Raw genomic sequence first — 16453 nt, 5'->3', positions numbered from 1 at the left:
CATGTCCCCCACACGGCGACAGGGCCCCGTTGCGAGCCCTGGGCACCCCGTGACAGCGCGCCGGCGACGCCGCTCGCTCATCGCGCGCCCCGCCCCGTACCGCCGTCGGCATGTCGACCCGCACCTCGCCGCGCGCCCCGACCCGTAGGCCCGCGCCTCGCCCCGCGCCCCGACCCGTATGCCCGCGCCTCTGCCAATACCTCAACTCGCACCTCAACTCACTTGCACAACAGGCAATTTGATCCTTTGTCAGAATCGTTGACGGTCGCGCCACCGGCGGCATATAAACAGTCGCCCGGCTGAGAGCGCTCTCAGCACCTGCTCCCGGCAGGGCCGAGGCTCCACCGGCCCCCACTCCCCTCCGAGGAGACACCATGACGAGCAGCACCGGCGCGCTGTCGTACCGGCAGCCCCCACAGCACCGGTCCAGATCCTTCGGCACCCTGACGGTCTTCACCGTCCTGGCCGCCCTGGTCGCGGCCTGCCTCCTGGCGCTCACGCAGGCCCCCGCCCACGCGGCGGGCTCTCTGCTCTCGCAGAACAAACCCGCCACGTCCTCCTCCACCGAGGCCCCCGGCACACCCGCGTCCGCGGCGGTCGACGGGGACACCACCAGCCGCTGGTCGAGCGCGTTCTCCGACCCCCAGTGGCTCCAGGTCGACCTCGGCTCCACCTCCCAGATCAGCCAGGTCGTGCTCAACTGGGAGGCCGCCTACGCGACCGCCTTCCAGATCCAGGCGTCCACCGACGGCACCACCTGGACGACGATCTACTCCACCACCACCGCCACGGGCGGCGTGCAGACACTCAACGTCACGGGCTCCGGCCGGTACATCCGCATGTACGGCACCAAGCGGGCCACCCCGTACGGCTACTCGCTCTACGAGTTCCAGGTCTACGGCACCGGCGGTGGAGGCGGCACCACGCCTCCCGGCGGCGGCACCAACCCGCCGGGCGACGCGTTCTGGGGCGACACCTCCACCATCCCGCCCGCCCAGAACATGATCATGGTGAAGGTGCTCAACCGCACCAACGGCGCCTACCCGGACAGCCAGGTCTACTGGAGCTTCAACGGGCAGACCCACTCCATCGCCGACCAGCCGTACCTGGACATGCCGGCCAACTCCTCCGGCCGGATGTACTTCTACGTCGGATCGCCCACCAGCCAGTACCAGGACTTCATCGAATTCACCGTCGGCGGGGGCGTGTTCAACGGCAACACCACCCGCGTCGACGCCTGGGCCCTGCCCATCGCCATGCGGCTGCACGCGACCGACGGCTACGACGTGCAGGTCGGCGACTCGCAGTCCCTCTTCGACGAGCCGCGCGACCAGGTCTTCCAGGACTTCATCAACGCGGTGCCGCAGCAGTTCCAGGTACTCGCCCGCTCCCAGGCCCCGTACCGGATCATCGCCCCCGGCAGCGACCCGACCTTCCAGCCCGGCGGCGTGAACGCCGACTACTTCACGGCGTACGCGCAGTCCGTCGGCGTCAACGAGACCACGCAGCACATCTTCGGCTGCGCGGGCACGCTGGCGGCCGACGCGAACACGTGCGCGGCGCTCAACCGCCACGTGGCGACGCTGCCCGCGTCCCAGCAGTCCGACCCCACCAAGTTCTACACGGCGGGCCCGGCCAACTACTACGCGAAGTTCTGGCACGACCACGCCATCAACAGCCTCGCGTACGGCTTCCCGTACGACGACGTGGCGGGCCAGTCCTCGTACATCTCGCACGGCAACGCGCAGTGGCTCGAGGTGGCCGTCGGCTACTGAGCCGGCCGCGGCCCCCGCCCCGGGGGGGGCGCGGGCCCCCCCCGGGGCGGGCCCCCGCCCCCCCGGGGGGGGGGGGGGGGGGGGGGGGGCCCCCCCCCGCGGCGCCGCGCGCTCCGCGCCGGGCCGGGCGCGGCGCGCCGCCCGCGGCCCCACCCTCCGTGACCTCGCGGGCGTCCTCTGTGCGTCGCGGGCGCCCTGTGTGCCTCGCGGGCACCCCGCGCGCCTCGCGGGCCGGTCACTCGCTGTCCAGGCCGTCGCCCGGTGCGGCGGACGGGGGCCGGTCCGTGCGGGACAATGTCCGCATGAACGGCTCCCACCCCTCTGCCAGGCCCACCGCAGCAACCGCCTCCGGCGGCGCCCCCGGGGCGCGCTCCCCGAAGGACACGTTCATCACGGTCTACGGGCGGATGCCGGTGCTCGAGGTCCTCCAGGACACGGCGCTGCGGGTGGACAAGCTGGTGGTGGCGGAGAACGCGCGCGGCGACAATCTGGACCGCGTCCTCCGCCTGGCCGGCCGGCGCGGTGTTCCGGTCAGAGAGGCGAGCGCCCACCGGGTCAAGGTCCTCGCCGGCAACGGCAAGCACGACCAGGGCATCATCGCGGACGTGATCGCGCCGCGGATGGCCCCGCTCGGGGAGTTCCTGGACCGGCCGGCCGCCGAGCGCGCGGAGCAGGGGCGGGGCATCCTCGTGCTGGACGGCGTGAACAACCCGTCCAACGTCGGCATGATCCTGCGTACCGCGACGGCCGCCGGTCTCGCCGGTGTGGTCCTGCCCCGCGTGGGGTCGCCGAGCGTGGACCCGCTGGTCATCAAGGCGTCGGCCGGGGTCGCCTTCCACGCGCCGATCCTGCGCTGCCGCACAGCGGCCGAGGGCCTTGAGGCGCTGTCGGACGCCGGGTACCGGATCTACGGCCTGTCGGGCGGCGCCGAGAACTCCCTCTACAGCGAGCGGTATCCGGACGACGTCGCGTTCGTCCTCGGCAACGAGACGGAGGGGATCTCCGACGCGGCGGACCGCTGGGTCGACCGGTCGGTGCGCATCCCGATGGCGGGCGGCGTGGAGTCGCTGAACGTGTCGAGCGCGGCGGCGGTCCTCTGCTTCGACCTGGTACGCCGCGCGGAAGAACGCGTCCGCGCGGGGGCCGGCCGCCGCTGAGGGGCGCTCGCGGTGCGGCTGGTATGACGCGGTTCGGCACGGCCTGGTTCGGCGCGGCGCGCTTGAAGGGAGTGCTCGCGCCGGGTCGCGGCGCGATGTGTCGGGACCATGTCCCTTCGCCTGCCGGCCGGCGGACTACGATGACACGGTGGCCGGCACGATTGATCTGCGCACCGAGATCCGGGAGTTCCTGAGGTCGCGTCGCGCCCGTATCACGCCCGACACGGCGGGCCTGCCCGCGTACGGCGGCAACCGCCGGGTCAAGGGTCTGCGCCGCGAGGAGGTCGCGCTGCTCGCGGGGGTGTCGGTCGACTACTACGTGCGTATGGAGCGCGGCGCCCTTGCCGGTACCTCCGAGGGCGTGCTCGACGCGCTGGCCTCGGTCCTGCGACTCGACGACGCGGAGCGCGACCACCTGTTCCACCTGGCGCGCCAGTCCGGTGCACCCGGCGGTCGGCGCCGCCGCGAGCCCACGGCGGCGGTGCGCCCGGCACTGCGGCAGATGCTCGACGCCATCACCGACGCACCGGCGTGGATTCGTAACGGCCGCCACGACGTGCTCGCCATGAACCACCTCGGCCGGGCCCTGTACGCACCAGTGCTGGCAGACCCGCGACGCCCCGCCAACACTGCCCGGTTCGTGTACCTGAATCCGGACGCGGCCGCGGCGTTCTTCGTGGACTACGACCAGATCGCGCACAACGCGGCGGCGTCACTGCGCAGGGAAGTCGGCCGCGATCCGCACGACGAGGAACTCGTCGCCCTGGTGGGCGAATTGTCGACGCGCAGTGAGCTGTTCCGGCGGCAGTGGGCATCCCAGGACGTGCGGCTGCACGGATACGGGAGCAAGCGCGTGGACCATCCGGCGGTGGGCCGGCTCGACTTGGACTTCGAGTCCATGGAGCTGCCCGCCGAACCCGGTCTGCATGTGAATGTCTACACCGCACCCGCGGTGGGGCCGGCCGCTGACCGTCTGGCCCTGTTGGCGGCGTGGGCGGCCGGCGAGAAAACCCTGGAGACCGAGCTCGCGGCACCTGGCGCATAGCCTGCGGCAGGCGGCCCGTGCCCGTACCGTCACACCGCCGGCGCTCCCCTCAAAGAAGACCGAAGCCCAGGGCCGGACACACCGGGGCCGTGCCCGGACCATTCCTGAAGGAGGCCCTCGCAGTACCCGTACCACCAGGGTCTCGCCCACGTCGCGGAACGCTGCCTAACCTCGTCAACGGCTCCCGGCTGATCACGAGATCGGTGTGAGCCGGACGACTGACACCCAAGAGGCATCTCTCATGGAACGAGAAGGCGGCACGTGGCAGACAACCAATTCACAACGCACGCGGGGCTTTTCGATCTGCGTGGTAAGCGCGCGCTGGTCACCGGTGGTACGAGGGGCATCGGGATGATGATCGCGCGCGGCCTCCTCCAGGCGGGCGCCCGCGTGGTCATCAGCTCGCGCGACGCGGAAGCGTGCGCTCGGGCGCGGGAACAGCTGTCCGCGTTCGGTGAGGTGCGGGCCGTCCCCGCCGACCTGTCCCGCCACGACGAGTGCCTGCGGCTCTCCGACCTCGTCACCGCCGACTCGGAGCGCCTCGACATCCTCGTCAACAACGCGGGCGCCATGTGGGACGAGCCGCTGGAGACGTTCCCGGACGCGGCCTGGGACACGGTGGTCGACCTCAACCTGAAGTCGCCGTTCTGGCTGATCCAGGCGCTGCTGCCGGCACTTCGCAAGGCGGGCACCGCCGACGATCCCGCGCGGATCATCAACATCGGCAGCATCGCCGCCATCCACATCCCCCACCGGCCCAACTACTCGTACTCCAGCAGCAAGGCCGCACTGCACCAGCTCACCAGAGTGCTCGCCAGGGAACTGGGGCCGCAGCACATCACGGTGAACGCCGTGGCGCCGGGGCCGTTCCCTTCAGCCATGATGGCCGCGACCCTCGACGAGCTGGGCGACGCGATCGCGGCGGCGGCCCCCCTGCGCCGGATCGGCCGCGACGACGACATGGAAGGTGTCGCCGTCTTCCTCGCCAGCCGGGCAGGCGCATACCTGACGGGCGCCGTGGTCCCCGTGGACGGCGGCATCGCCACCACCGCGTAGCCCGGCGCCTTGGCGGGCACGGGACCGCGCGGGAAGCCCGCTAGCCTTGCGCCCCGTCTCTGTCCAGGCCGACGGCACGGTACTCGCTCGGAGTCATACCGAAAGCGGCGCGGAACGCGCGGGTGAAGTCGGACGCCCTCGGATACCCCCACCGCATGGCGATCGCGGCGATGGGAACAGCGCGTTGGCCAGGATCTGCCAAGTCCCGTCGGCAGCGGTCGAGGCGCTGCCTGCGGATGACGTCACTCACCGTGCGGTGATGCTGCTGGAAGACGCGGTGCAGATAGCGCGTGGAGATGAAGTGCGCGGCGGCCACGGCATCCGGCGTCAGAGCGGGATCGTGCAGGTGAGTGGTGATGTACCCGCTGATCTGCTCGTAGAGGACCCGCTGCCGTGACCCGGTCGGAAGCAGAGCCCCCCGGTCGGCGTGGTGGGCGAGCAGCGCCGCCGCCAGATCGAGCGCCGTGTTGCCCAACCGGATGCAGTCGGTGTGCGTGATGTCCGCGTGCGTCTCGACCAGACCGGTCAGGAACCTGGCCAAGAGCCGCCCCACGTTCGCCTGTCCGGACAGCGTCGTCCCGCACAGCGGGGCCACGGCCGTCTCCGGCAGCGGCAGGAGCCTCCTGGGGAAGTGCAGCAGCACCGAACGCGCGGCGCGAGTGTCCGGCTCCACGGTCGCGTGGAACGGCCGCGAGCTGTCGTAGACGACGAGGTCTCCGGGGCGAACGGGAGCGTGCTGCCTGGCCTGTTCGATGGTCTGTCGTCCCCCGGTGGCCAGGGCGAGCTGGAACAGCTCGGGGTCGGATTGCCGGATCAGTCGGGACGTGCGTCGGGACGACAGCGGCACGTACGACATCACAGACAGCTGGGCCGGCCCGAGCGCCATGGTCTGAATGCTGGCCGTTCCACCCGCCTCGTGAAACCGCAGCTGCGTCCTCACCAGGGCCTGACCTGTGGTTTGTGCTGCCTACGCCGCCGCCCTCCGCATCGTCCGCCAGGTGACGGCCACACTGGACGTGACCGCGAGCAGCAGCGATCCGACGATCGCCGCGGCGACGGTTCCGAGGTTCAGTTGCAGTCCGACGTGCGTGGAGTTGGCCTGGGAGAGGCCGGACGCCATGCCCGCGAGCGGCGGCAGGGTGACGAGGACGCCGAGCGCGGCGCCGACGGCGACGACGAGGGTGGTCTCACCCACGGAGAACAGGAGGAGCTGGCGTACGGTGCCGCCTGCCGACTTCATCACCGAGAAGTCCCGGCGCCTGCCGTGCGCGGTCATTGCCATGCTGTTGGCGACGGCGATGCCGCTGTAGCCCACGGCGATGACAATGAGCATGACCGCGAGACTGTCGGTCAGCTTCGCGTCGGTGTTGTAGTCGGCCAGGGCGTACTGCTCGGCGTCATGCAGGGCCGTTCCCGGCACGAGCGTGGTGGGCCTGTCCTTCGCCGGAACGAAGATGTCGTCATTGAGCGCGGACGGGTCGTGCTTGCGGACCAGGCTGCGGGCGACCACGAAGTCGCCGCGGGCCGGGTCGCCCGGCAGCACTCGCGCGACACGGAGCCGAACGGTGGTGCCGTCGGCGAAGCGCAGCGAAGTGTCCTGGCCCGCCTTGAGACTCAGATCCTTGGCCGTCTGCTCGCCAAGCACGGCCTGGCCCGGCTTGTCCCAGCGGGCGTCGCGTGAGCCCAGCACATCAAGAACCGTGGCCTTGCCGGCGGCTCCGAGGACGAAGGCCCTGGTCGGCAGCGCGGCCTTGCCAACCGGGTTGGCGGCGACCACTTCTTCGGTATTACCCGGCGTACCGTCCGCCGTCACGATCAGCTGTCCGGCGACCGTACGTGCCTCACCAGCCGGATAGGCGACACGCATCGTCTCCACCATGCCGCTGAGAAGGACCGCGAAACCCACGGCGGCGATGACCGGGGCCGCGAGCGAGGCGGCCCGCCGTGAGTTGGCGCTCAGTTCGGCGCGAATGAGAAGCGGGCCGGCCGATCCGAGCCTCTGGAACGGGGCCGTCAGGAAGCGGCCGACCGGCCCGACGAACACCGGAGCGAGAAGGGCCGCCGCCACGATGAGCACCATCGTCGCGAAGATCGCCATGTTGACCCGGCTGTCCGCGGAGGCGGTGGCCGTGGCGATGGCGAGTACGACACCCAGGCCGAGAACGACGAGACCGCTGAGCCAACGGGCCCGTCCCATGGTCTTGTTGGCTGATCGGCTGTCGAGCAGTGCCTCGATGGGAGCCACCTTCGCCGCGACCCGACTGGCCGCCCAGGCGCCCAGGACACTCACACCCACGCCGATCAGAGCCGCCGTGAGGAGCGGCCACGCGTCGACCTTGATAGCCAGGTGTGGCGGTGTGACCTCAAGACCGTCCAGAATGTTCCGGAGCAGCGGTGCGACCCCGATCCCGACCAGGCAGCCGGCCACCGAGCCCAGCAGGCCGACGACAGCCGCCTCGCCGAGCACCATGCGCCGCACCTGGCGCGGCGATGCTCCGACGGTCCGCAGCAGACCGATCTCGCGGCGGCGCAGTCCGGTCGACAGGACCAGCATGGACGCGACGACGAATACCGTGGTGAACAGACCGAGGATGGCCATGGCGGCGATGAGCTGAGTGCCGAGGAATCGCTTGTGTTCGATGTACGCGGGCTGGAGGGCGGACCGGCCGTCGCCGGAGACGACAGTGCCGGCGTCACCGACGGCTTTTTCGGCCTTCGCCGTGATGCCGCCGGCGGAGACGCCCTTGTCGGCGATCAGGGCGATGTCGCGGACTCCGGGTTCCTGTTGCGCGGCGAAGGCGTCGGTGAAGTAGTAGCCCGGACCTTCCATGGTGCCGACGACCTTGAACTGCGTCCGGCCGGCCGTGATGTTGACGGTCAGCTCCGCACCCGGGGCCACTCCGAGAGACCGGGGGACCACGACTTCGTCAGCCGCGGCCGGCGGGCGGCCGGAGACGAGATGGTACGGCGCGATCGAGGCGCTCGCGTATCCGTGCCCGTCTTCAAGTGCCCCGTCGTCAGGGGCGGGCTTGTCACCGCGGAAGCCCTGGGCATAGAAGGAGCGGTCCACCACGGCGGAGGCCACTCCGGGTACCGCGCTCAACTTCGCCACAAGCGAAGTGGTCTTTGACGGGCTCCAAGGAATGAGGTCGTCGGGCCTGCCGTCCACGTCGGTGGCCTGATGGGGGAGGGCCAGCGCGGCGGCGCCCTCGTAGCGGGGCTGGACCTGCGGACGGGACGAGTCGTACATGATCAGAGTAGTGGTGATGAGCCCTACACCCACCACGATCGCGACGAACGTCCCCAGGAACCCGGCCCAGCGTTCGCGAATGTTCGAGAGGATCAGCATCACGCCTCCAGCCGGGCCATGTGGGTAGCGATGGAGGCGGCGTTCCGGCCCTCGGGGTCCCGTGTGAGAGAGATGCGGTCGGCGATGCGTCCGTCCTTGAGGAACACGACCACGTCCGCGACCGCGGCGGCCACCGGGTCGTGGGTCACCATGAGCGTGGTCTGCCCCTCCCGGTCGACCAGCATGCGCATCATCTGCAGCACGTCGCGCGACGTGGACGTGTCGAGCGCGCCCGTGGGCTCATCCGCGAACAGCACGTCGGGACGCGTGACAAGCGCCCGTGCGAGGGCGACGCGCTGCTGCTGGCCACCGGACAGCTCGCTCGGCCGGTGGCCGGCGCGGTCACCGAGGCCGACCGCGTCGAGCGCGGCCGTGACCTCCTTGCGGCTCACCCGGCGCCCGGCGAAACGCGAGGGCAGCTCCACGTTCTGCGCCGCGGTCAAGGACTCCACGAGGTTGAAGGCCTGGAAGACGAAGCCGATGTGGTCGCGCCGCAGCTCCGTGCGCTGCCTCTCGTTCTGCTGACCGATGTCGACACCGGCAAGCGTGATCCGCCCCTCGGTCGGCCTGTCCAGGCCGGCCGCGCACTGAAGCAGAGTGGACTTCCCGGAACCGGACGGTCCCATGATCGCGGTAAATGTCCCGCGCGGAAAGCTGATGGAAACTCCGTCGAGTGCCGTGACGGACCGGTTGGCGGCTCCGTAGACCTTTCGAACGATGTAGAGCTCGACCGCATCCTGCGCGGGGGCCTGCCTGGTTGTCGTCATGCCGTCGATTGGACCCCGACCTGGGGTGCCGCGGCACTGACCTGGGCCCTACTCCTTGGGTAGAGTTAATGCTACCTAGCAAATATAGATATATGAGTTAGCATCCCGGCATGCATCCGCGAACGGCCTGGCAGGCAATGGCGCAGCGCCCGCTGAGCTTCCTGACCTCCAGTTGGCCCTGGCGTTCGCTGGCCTATTTGACCAGCGGAATCCTGGTCGGCGCAGCCGCCGTGCTGGTGTTCACTACCGGCCTCGTGGTGGGGCTTGCACTCTTGGTGGTCCTGGTCGGGGTAGCACCCCTGGTGGGCGTGGTTCTGTCGTCGATCACCGTGGCGACCGTAGAGCGGTACCGGCTCAGGCTGGTCGACCTGGACAGCCTTCCCGACCCGCACCGGGAACCGGACTCGTCGGGGTTCCGGCCCTGGGTGGCGACCCGGCTCAAGGAGCAAGTCACGTGGCGCGAGCTGATGTTCACGCTCGTCTCCGCCGCCTCGCTGTGGTGGCTGGATCTGCTGGTGCTTGCCTTCTCCTTCGGTCTGCCCGTGCTGACCTTCGTTTCGGCGGACCACGAGACCTGGCCGTGGGCGGTATTCGGCGGCATCGTCCTGCTCGTCTCGCCGTACACCATGACGTCGTGGGCGGGAGCCCGGGGAGCGCTGGCCCGAAGCTTCCTCGCCCCGCGTGACGACGAGTTGGGGGAGGAGCTGCGGGAGGTACGGGCCTCACGGGTTCGGATGCTGGACTCCTTCGACACCGAGCGGCAGCGCATCGAGCGCGATCTGCACGACGGCGCGCAGCAACGGCTCGTCTCTCTCGGAATGACCCTCGGCCTGATGCGTCTGGACACTCCGGCCGATTCACACCTCGCCGTGCTCCTCACCGAGGCGGAGAGCCAGCTCTCCACCGCGCACAAGGAGTTGCGCAGCCTGATCCGGGGACTCAACCCTCCGGTACTCGCGGACCACGGCCTCGTCGCCGCGGTCCAGGACTACGCGAGCCGGTTCCCGTTCCCCGTCACGATCGACCTGCAGCTGCCCGGACGGCTGCCGAGGCAGATCGAGACGAACATGTACTTCCTGATCAACGAGGCCATGACGAATATCGCCCGGCACAGCGGCGCGGGTCACGCCTCGGTGCTCGGCCGCTACCATTCCGACCTGCTGGTCCTCGACATCACCGACGACGGTCACGGCGGCGTCGATCCGGACACGGGCAGCGGCCTGACCGGCCTTGCCGACCGGCTCAAGACGCTCGATGGCAGGCTGCGGGTGTCGAGCCCCGTGGGCGGCCCCAGCCTGCTGCACGTGGAGGTCCCGTGCCACTTCGTGTGACCGTCGCGGAGGACGCCGTCCTGCTGCGCGAGGGACTGGTCGGTGTGCTGCGACGATTCGGCCACGAGATCATGGCGGCAGTGGGCGACGCGGACGCCCTCGTCGAGGCCGTCGGGAACGATCTGCCGGACCTGGTCGTCACGGACGTCCGGATGCCGCCGTCGCACGGCGACGACGGGCTGCGCGCCGCCGTCGCACTGCGGGAGACCTTCCCCGGGCTCCCCGTGCTCGTACTCAGCCAGTACGTCGAGCGCTCGTACGCCACGCGCTTGCTCAGTTCGTGCGGCGGGGCCGGCGTCGGCTACCTGCTGAAGGAACGCGTAGGCGCGGTCGCGGACTTCATGACCGCGATCGACCAGGTCGCCGCCGGGGGTGCCGTGGTGGACCCCGAGGTGATCCACCAGCTCGTACGAATCCGCCAGGACCCCCTGGAGCGGCTCAGCGTCCGTGAGAAGGAGGTCCTCAGCCTGATGGCCGAGGGGCGCTCAAACTCCAGCATGGCCTCACAATTGTCCGTGAGCGAAGCCGCCGTGAACAAACACATCGGTAATATCTTCAATAAACTGGACCTGCCTGTGGACACCGACGGACACCGTCGCGTCCTGGCCGTGCTGGCTTTCCTCAGCGCCTGAGAAATACCTGTATTCGGAGGTGGACCAGCCGAAGGATGCGAGTAAAGATCAACCAGACACCGTGCTCGGACCGTACCAGCGGACGGATCGCGGAAGAGAACACCCAACGGGGGATTTGAGATGTCGACGAAAAACGCAAGACCAGTCGCAGAATCCGGGGACTCTGTGCCCCGGATGAGGCGCGCTTCCTCGCCGCGCCACGTGAGGCCCACCGCATACCGAGTCACCGCGGCCCCTCTCCACCTCTTCCAGGAGCTGTTCGCGGTTCGGATCATGTGGTTGAGGTGAGGATCTTCAGCCACATGATCGATCTACGGAGGTGGAGTCCTGCCGTATAGCTGTCGGGTGCCTTGTCGTAGCGGGTAGCCAGGCCGCGCCAGGTCTTGAGCTTCTGGAAGCAGCGTTCGACGGTGTTGCGCTGTTTGTGGCGTTCCTTGTCGTAGGTGACCGGTCGTCCTCCGACCGCCCTTCTTCCTGCGGTTGGCCTGCCGGCCGACCTTCTCCGGGATCACTGCGGTGATGTGGCGTCGGCGCAAGGAGGCCCGGTTGTCCTTGGAGGAGTAGGCCCTGTCCGCGGCCACGGCGTCCGGCCGGGTGCGGGGCCGGCCGGACGGCCCCGGTACGCGGATCTTGTCCAGCACGGTCTGGAACTGAGGGCAGTGCCCGGCTTGCCCGTGAGTCAAGACGCACGACAGGGGCAGTCCCGCGGCATCGACCGCTGCGTGAATCCTGCTGCTCAGCCCGCCTCGCGACCGGCCGAGCCTGGCGGCGTCCGCCCTGACCCTGCGACGCCGTCGCACGGCGGCCCGCTCCGCGTCCGCCGTCTCCGGTGCACTCGCCTCCGCATGGGGTGTCGCTGGATCACCCGCGGCACCGGCGGCTGTCGGGGAAGTGGAGCCCCCTTTTTCCTCGGTCAGGGCCCGTTTTTCCTCGGTCAGGGCCCGTTCCAGAGCGTCCAGGATCTCCCCGGCCACCGCCTGGCCCGCCGATTCGTGATGCGCCCGCACGATCGTGGAGTCCACGCTGACCAGCTCCAGACCGACCTGCCCACGTGCGGCCGCCCCGGCCATCAGCGCGTCCATCAGGTCCTGGGAACACCCCCGCCCCGGCCCAGACGCTGAACCGGGAGCAGATCGTGGACCACGGCCCCTACCGGTCCGGGACATCACGCCAGGCACTGCCCGTGCGAAACCGCCACAGCACCCCATTGAACTGCCCCCGCGCCCGTCGCGACAACGGCTTGTCAGGGATGGAACAACAGCAGAGCGCCGTGCAGCGGCCCCCGGAAACCTCTCGGCCACCGCCACTGCACGCCGTTTGCACGTTTGGCCACCGGTCGGCCACCGGAGGGCCGGTTGCGGAGACTCCAGGCTGAAACGCCAACAGACCCAAGGTCACGGAAAAGAAAAAACCCCAGGTCACGGGCGCTGTGACCTGGGGTTTCGATGAGCCCCCTGTCGGATTCGAACCGACGACCTACGCATTACAAGTCGATAGGTTCTTATCTGACGGACTCTGGTGAGTCTGGCTGACTCCAGAAAACCCAGGTCGCCGGTCCACAGGCTGTGGATAACTCCGGCAATTCTGGGACCCTGCGGGATCTCCGCTCACGCATCGCTCACGCAGCGAGGGTTCTCCGTAGGCAAGTTGACCTGCTGGTTTCCTATTCTCCCGTACACGCGCGGCCGAGGCAACGGGCGCAGCAAGGAGCCCCGGCCGCCGTGGTGGCGACCGGGGCTCGGACCCGTCGTGTCAGCGCTCGGCCTGAACGATCAGCGTGCCGATGTGGCCGGCCTGCGGCGCCTCAACGACGCGGGCGTCGACTGCATGGAAGCCGGCGCGCAGCAGGAGACGCTCCCAGACCTGCGGCTTGTAGCTGTAGCGGTAGGTGAACATGGCCTTGCCCGCGAAGCCGCCCTTGTACATGCCCTGCGGTCCGTAGGCGCCCGGGATCGCGGGCGGCTGGGAGAAGACGAAACGACCGCCCGGTGAGAGGCGTCCGGCGACGAGGGGGAACAGTAGGTTCGGAGGTGCGAACCAGGCTGCGCCAAAAATGGAGTAGATCGCGTCGAAGGTGCCCGACGTCTCGCGCAGGTAGTCGAGCACCTCGCCCTGCTCGAACTGCGCGCCTGTCGCCGACCACCGCTCGGTGACCTTCGCGACCATCACGGGCGAAAGGTCCAGGCCCGTCGCCTTCACCCCACGGTTGGCGAGGAAGGCCAGCGCGCGGCCGGTGCCGCACCCGATCTCCAGAGCGGTCGACGGGTCGCCGAGCAGCTCGGCGCCGGGGCCATGGCCGGCGTACTGCGTCCAGTGGAAGGCAGGTTCGGCTTCCGCCTCGAACGCCGACTTGGCGAAGGTGTCCCACAGTTCAGTCTCGGCGGCGATGTCGTGCAATGCAGGCACAGGCGTTCCTTCGTGGGTGCGGACGGCGGCCCCTGCCCGCCGGAAGCAGACAGGGGCCAGGGCCAGGGTAGAGCGTCAGTGACTGTCAGGGACCTTGTCGTCACAGGGCGAGCACTTCGCGCCGTCGATGGCCCACAGCTCCTCATCGACGGGCCATCCCTCGGAGCGAAGGAAGTCGCCTGTGCGTAGGCACAGGCCGTCGCTGCGGCGCTCGATGAACGGAGCGTGGTGCTTGAAGCGACCTCCGTTGTAGAGGCGGCAGATGCCCCACCAGACGGGTGTGTCGAGGATGAGCTGGTGGACGCCGATGTCGACGAGCTGGCCGACGCCGAGGTGTACGTCGGGGTTCTCGATGGAGCCCATGACGTACATGACGGCGTTGCCGAGAATTCGTTCGGCCATGTCGCGGACCATGGTGTGGTCGCGCAGGAGCAGGGCGACCTCGCGGTCCCACAGGCTCATGCCGCTGTCGAAGACGTTGACGGTCAGCTCCGTGATGTGTGGAGCGACGGCGTTGAGGATGGCCTGTGGGTCGAGGGTCCTCGTCTGCCCTGCGGTCGGGATGACTGCTGTGCTCATGTGCTGTACGTCCCTTCGTGGGGTGATGCACTGCACTTGCTGACCCGCCCCGGGTGCCGACTGCCTGGTCAGGTGCCCGGGACGGGGGTCTGGTGCTCCGGCCGACGGTTGTGACAGCCCTGGGACGGGTCCCGCCGGCCGGAGGTTCATGGGGCGGGCGGGGTGCGCCCGGGGATGTGGCAGGGGCAGGCGCAGGGCATGCGCACGGCGGGGACGCTCATCCCGCCCGCGTAGATGTCGCCCGGGCGGCACAGCTGGTGCTCGCCGAGTCTGCACTCCGGGGCCGTACGCGCCGGGGCGCGGGTGCGGGCGGTCATCGTTCCCCCGTACTCGGCTCGGGGCCGGGCCTGCCCGCCACCGCAGCGGCCTCCAGGGCGGCACCGGCGAGGAGCGGGTGCGGGGGCTGCGAGAGGTCGACGCGGGCGCGTTGCAGTTCGACGCCATGCTCCTCGCAGTAGCACCCGCACTCGTCCTCGATCGGGAAGTCGTGGGCGTATCCGCCCTTGAAGCACTGCGTCATGACGCGCCGCCCGGGAGGCACGCGGGGTGCGCGCGGGGGAAGATGCGGGTGCCGTCGGCCTGGCGGCGCGCGCCGAGATCCACGGCAGTGCCGGTCGGCACGGGCAATCCGCAGTACACGCAGGCGCCGCCCCGGCGCTGCTCCTCCGTCAACGCCTCCAGGGGCGGCACGGAAAGGGCGGAGGCCATCATGGGCTCACCCTCACCAGCGTCGGCGAGAGCAGCGCCGTCAGAGCGTTACGGAGCCGCTCAGCCTCACGCCGGGACAGCACCAGAGGTACGACTGCTTGGCCTTGGTCGACGTCGTACAGAACGACCGGGACGCGCACCTCACCGGTCGGGTGATCGATGCTCGGTAATGCGTCGCGCTTCGGCGAGGCGTGCCAGCTGGCCGGCGTCATAGTGAAGGCCCCCTGTCGGTTGATGGGCCGTCACCGTAGGGAGCCAACAGGCCGAGAAGGGGGACAGATTGTCCCCCTGTCCCAAGCTGTCCCCCTAGGCGGTGGACACGCCGACTGCCTCACCGAGCCGCGCGGCCTCCGCTCGCATCGCGCGGGGAGCGTTGCGCCAGAGGTCCGCCGCAATGGTGCGCGCTGACGGGGTATAGGCCACGGTCTCGGCGCCGATCCGCTGCGCGAGTTGCATCACGTGCAAGGCGGCTGTCCGGTCGCCTCGCTGAAGGTGCCCGCGGGCGACCTCCACCCATAGGCGGGCGCGGCGCTCGGTCGACGGCATGATGTCGGGATCGATGTCGTCGGCGAGGGAGAGCGCGCGCTGCGATCGCTGGAGGTCGGTTGCGACGCTGACGGCGTGGAAGTCGACGTTCGCCCGGCCGAAGACCGTGGACGGGTGGACGTAGGCGGCGGGCAGTGACTTCGCGACCTGGTCCCCGCGGTCCCAATACGACCAGGCTTCGCCGTCGCGGCCGTCACGGGCGCAGGTGACGGCGGCGTGCAGCTGGAGTGCGCCGTAGACGCCGCGCCAGTCGTCGGGTGCTGCATCGAGGTGAGGCCGGATGAGGTCAGCGGCCTCGGTCGCCACGCGCAGCGCTTCTTCCGGGTACGCGGTCTCACGCAGGATGTTCCCCAGGTTCCAGGCCGCGGCGGCGATGGCGGCCGGGTGGTCGGCCTGCTGCGCGGCGGCGAGCGCGCGGTCGGCCACGACCCAGGCGAGTTCGGCCGGTGCCACGTAGGCGGTGGCCTGGCCGGTGAGCCGGTACACGTCGGACAGTGCGACGTGCGCGGCGCGCCGGTCGGAGGGCTCGCTGGTCCTGGTCGCGGCTTCGGCGTCGCGGATCAGGTCGGGCAGGAGAGCGCCGACCTCTGTGCGGTTGTGGCCGGATGCGTGCCATAGGCGCCACGTCTGATCGACGCGGCCCTGGAGTGCGGGCACGTCTACCGGTCCTGTTGGGGCGACGACCAGGGCGCGGTTCATGACGGCCGACCAGATGGCGGGCATGCCGGGATGCGTGAGACGTCCCAGTGGCACGGGCTGTGCGACCTCGGACTGGTCGCCTGTGATGACGGAGAGGTCGGCCACCTGGAGAGCTGCGGCAAGGCTGAGCAAGAGCGTGTGGGAGCGAAGTGCGCGCTCTCCGCTCTCGATCTTCTTGAGCCAGTCGGGGCCGCGCCCGCAGAGGTTGGCGAGGACGGCGCGGGACATGCCGCGGGACTCGCGGAGGACGCGGATGCGCTCTCCCATGCTGAGGTCGTCGGAGAGGTCCATGGTGCCCCTTCGGTTGCCGTAGGCGTGCCGCCCAGGGTACGGCGCCGGACGCGGGCGGCAGAAGGCCGGACGCGACGAAGCGCCCCCTGCCGCGGCGTGGCCGGGCAGGGGG

At 70.0% G+C, this 16453-nt stretch carries 16 protein-coding genes and 1 pseudogene; 6 read left to right on the top strand and 11 right to left on the bottom strand.

The genetic code is table 11. The features are described from left to right. Nucleotides 1–374 precede the first annotated feature (374 nt). From LCE31_RS20310 to LCE31_RS20295, 4 genes are all read left to right on the top strand, one after another. Entirely contained in the window at nt 375–1775 is a 1401-nt protein-coding gene (locus tag LCE31_RS20310) for a beta-1,3-glucanase family protein (protein WP_225016147.1), read from the top strand. A 302-nt stretch (nt 1776–2077) separates the two neighbouring features. Next, nucleotides 2078–2932 carry a TrmH family RNA methyltransferase gene (locus LCE31_RS20305; RefSeq protein WP_225016145.1) on the top strand — a complete coding sequence of 285 codons (855 nt, stop codon included), beginning with the start codon at nt 2078–2080 and terminating at the stop codon, nt 2930–2932. A 148-nt stretch (nt 2933–3080) separates the two neighbouring features. Beyond that, a complete protein-coding gene (locus tag LCE31_RS20300; RefSeq protein ID WP_225016143.1) occupies nt 3081–3977 on the top strand; it encodes a helix-turn-helix transcriptional regulator in 897 nt (298 codons plus the stop codon). 261 nt (nt 3978–4238) lie between these two features. Continuing rightward, nucleotides 4239–5033 (top strand): SDR family oxidoreductase, encoded by a 795-nt coding sequence (locus LCE31_RS20295; RefSeq protein ID WP_225016141.1) that lies wholly within the window; start codon nt 4239–4241, stop codon nt 5031–5033. A gap of 40 nt (nt 5034–5073) precedes the next feature. On the opposite strand, the gene LCE31_RS40910 is transcribed toward LCE31_RS20295, so the two are convergent. From LCE31_RS40910 to LCE31_RS20280, 4 genes and pseudogenes are all read right to left on the bottom strand, one after another. Continuing rightward, complete coding sequence (locus LCE31_RS40910; protein ID WP_308042277.1) at nt 5074–5349, bottom strand: helix-turn-helix transcriptional regulator; 276 nt, start codon at nt 5347–5349, stop codon at nt 5074–5076. Between the two features lie 132 nt (nt 5350–5481). Continuing rightward, nucleotides 5482–5985: pseudogene (locus LCE31_RS40905) on the bottom strand (helix-turn-helix domain-containing protein); the annotation flags it as partial. Between the two features lie 15 nt (nt 5986–6000). Beyond that, the gene (locus tag LCE31_RS20285; protein ID WP_225016137.1) at nt 6001–8382 is read right to left on the bottom strand and encodes an ABC transporter permease; all 2382 of its coding nucleotides are present in this window, start codon (nt 8380–8382) and stop codon (nt 6001–6003) included. Beyond that, the gene (locus LCE31_RS20280; protein ID WP_225016135.1) at nt 8382–9149 is read right to left on the bottom strand and encodes an ABC transporter ATP-binding protein; all 768 of its coding nucleotides are present in this window, start codon (nt 9147–9149) and stop codon (nt 8382–8384) included. The genes LCE31_RS20285 and LCE31_RS20280 overlap by 1 nt, the downstream gene beginning before the upstream one ends. Nucleotides 9150–9259: 110 nt before the next feature. Here LCE31_RS20280 and LCE31_RS20275 point away from each other — a divergent pair, with 110 nt between their 5' ends. Further along, a complete protein-coding gene (locus LCE31_RS20275) occupies nt 9260–10480 on the top strand; it encodes a sensor histidine kinase (RefSeq protein WP_225016134.1) in 1221 nt (406 codons plus the stop codon). Further along, on the top strand, nt 10465–11112 hold the full coding sequence (locus LCE31_RS20270) for a LuxR C-terminal-related transcriptional regulator (RefSeq protein WP_225016132.1): 648 nt from the start codon (nt 10465–10467) through the stop codon (nt 11110–11112). Before LCE31_RS20275 ends, LCE31_RS20270 begins: the two co-directional genes overlap by 16 nt. 311 nt (nt 11113–11423) lie before the next feature. Here LCE31_RS20270 and LCE31_RS20265 read toward each other — a convergent pair whose 3' ends face one another. The 7 genes from LCE31_RS20265 to LCE31_RS20235 all read right to left on the bottom strand — a co-directional run bounded on the left by LCE31_RS20265 (nt 11424) and on the right by LCE31_RS20235 (nt 16341). Then, entirely contained in the window at nt 11424–12194 is a 771-nt protein-coding gene (locus tag LCE31_RS20265) for a transposase (RefSeq protein ID WP_374118508.1), read from the bottom strand. A gap of 670 nt (nt 12195–12864) precedes the next feature. Continuing rightward, nucleotides 12865–13518: a class I SAM-dependent methyltransferase gene (locus LCE31_RS20260; RefSeq protein ID WP_225016129.1), complete on the bottom strand. Its 654-nt coding sequence runs from the start codon at nt 13516–13518 to the stop codon at nt 12865–12867. Nucleotides 13519–13593: 75 nt separating this feature from the next. After that, on the bottom strand, nt 13594–14097 hold the full coding sequence (locus tag LCE31_RS20255; protein WP_225016127.1) for a hypothetical protein: 504 nt from the start codon (nt 14095–14097) through the stop codon (nt 13594–13596). A gap of 146 nt (nt 14098–14243) precedes the next feature. Beyond that, on the bottom strand, nt 14244–14414 hold the full coding sequence (locus LCE31_RS20250) for a hypothetical protein (protein ID WP_225016125.1): 171 nt from the start codon (nt 14412–14414) through the stop codon (nt 14244–14246). Further along, on the bottom strand, nt 14411–14617 hold the full coding sequence (locus LCE31_RS20245) for a hypothetical protein (RefSeq protein ID WP_225016124.1): 207 nt from the start codon (nt 14615–14617) through the stop codon (nt 14411–14413). The genes LCE31_RS20250 and LCE31_RS20245 overlap by 4 nt, the downstream gene beginning before the upstream one ends. Further along, the gene (locus LCE31_RS20240) at nt 14614–14808 is read right to left on the bottom strand and encodes a hypothetical protein (protein WP_225016121.1); all 195 of its coding nucleotides are present in this window, start codon (nt 14806–14808) and stop codon (nt 14614–14616) included. Before LCE31_RS20240 ends, LCE31_RS20245 begins: the two co-directional genes overlap by 4 nt. Before the next feature lie 303 nt (nt 14809–15111). Further along, the gene (locus LCE31_RS20235; RefSeq protein WP_225016119.1) at nt 15112–16341 is read right to left on the bottom strand and encodes a helix-turn-helix domain-containing protein; all 1230 of its coding nucleotides are present in this window, start codon (nt 16339–16341) and stop codon (nt 15112–15114) included. Between the last annotated feature and the right edge of the window lie 112 nt (nt 16342–16453).

This window comes from Streptomyces sp. 8L, assembly GCF_020176795.1.
In the GTDB taxonomy this organism is placed as follows: domain Bacteria; phylum Actinomycetota; class Actinomycetes; order Streptomycetales; family Streptomycetaceae; genus Streptomyces.
The sequence above is the reverse complement of the archived record's forward strand: the minus strand, read 5'-3'. Positions and strand labels throughout refer to the sequence as shown.